At 39.8% G+C, this 1,273-nt stretch carries 2 protein-coding genes; both read right to left on the reverse strand.

Annotated elements, in window-relative coordinates; genetic code table 11:
• Positions 1–208: 208 nt before the first annotated feature.
• Positions 209–682 (reverse strand): hypothetical protein, encoded by a 474-nt coding sequence (locus NST04_RS33975; protein WP_341188221.1) that lies wholly within the window; start codon positions 680–682, stop codon positions 209–211.
• A 5-nt stretch (positions 683–687) separates the two neighbouring features.
• The coding region (locus tag NST04_RS33980) for a CdiA C-terminal domain-containing protein (protein ID WP_445667981.1) at positions 688–1,273 on the reverse strand (586 nt) is incomplete at its 5' end.

Raw genomic sequence — 1,273 nt, forward strand, 5'->3', positions numbered from 1 at the left:
GACACGGTTCAAGCGCTTCAGTCCCTGCTCCAGCTCCAGTATCCGCTTGATCTCCACCTGCTGCTGCATGCTTCACCTCCAGAGTACAAATCCGCCGTCTAGTTATTCAAGTCGTCGAACATGGAGCCTTTTACCGTGACTAGAACCTATCGTTGAATGATGGGTTCATTCGGTATTGGGTGGCCCCGCAGATGACTCAGATTACATCTTAGTTAGACAATTCTTTTTCAACGTAAGGACGGTCAAGTAGACTAAGTAGGCTTGTGGTTAAATATTTCGTCTGATACTTGTCTAAAGCGTTATTGACAATTAGCTGACCATTCTCCATTCTAAGCAACTGAGCTGAACCATCTTCTAGAAATAATAGGTTACCATCAATATGTCTTATAAGCCTTCCCATAATTTTAAACAAAAGCTCTAGTCCTTGATAAAACGTATTTCCAAACAATTGAATTCTGATACAAACATTTACATCTAAGTTATAATGATTTCTAACAAAAGCGATATCAGAAATATCTTCAATTTCAAGAGCCAATGCAAATAGCTCAGAGCCAATAACTATTTCCTCATCGTTACAACTCAATGAGGCCTTCTTGTCCCCACACGCAGTCGTAAATCTTTCCAGCATTTCACCTAATGAATTATTACTTACATTAGATAGTAGAAACAATTCATAGTCCATTACATCTATCCTCCAAATACTCTTGTAATTTCCCCATCTTTCACAATAAATAGTTCTTTTAAGTTCTTCAAATCACCGTCTGGATTTGCTTTTCTTAAAATCCCCTGAATAATTTCGGCGACTTTTTCTGAAGGGAACTGATCTAAATTTAGAACTATTCTTTCTGCTTGTGTTTTAGTCTTTTTTGTAGTGTTTCTAAGAATATTATCTAGATTCGTTTCTATTGTTGGTGCATAACAGTCAAATACCTTACCTTCAATTAAGAAATCCGGATTTGACGACTCTTTTATTCCGAATCCATTACCACCGTTTACTTCATCTAACATTTTAATGTCATAACCTTGATCTGCCATTAGATCGGCTGTTTCACTCTCTTTCTTAATACCATGTGAGTCACCTTTTGTGTAGTTTCCTTTAGGTTTTCCACCTTTAGGTAAAGAAGGCTCGGTAAGTTTAGTGTTTGGGATATTCCCCCTCCCCTCACTCCGCCACACCTGCCCCGGCACTTCAACCGGGCCCGGGCCGCCCGGCGTTGCCGGGATCAACCGGTTCGGGTAAGGGTTCATCCCTGGAAAATTCCAGTTCTTCAAA

Source organism: Paenibacillus sp. FSL H7-0756, assembly GCF_038006765.1.
GTDB lineage: Bacteria > Bacillota > Bacilli > Paenibacillales > Paenibacillaceae > Paenibacillus_AQ.

Excerpts from the sequence above, each read along its gene's own strand:
- NST04_RS33975 (WP_341188221.1), bottom strand. The coding sequence starts at position 682 with ATGGACTATGAATTGTTTCTACTATCTAATGTAAGTAATAATTCATTA.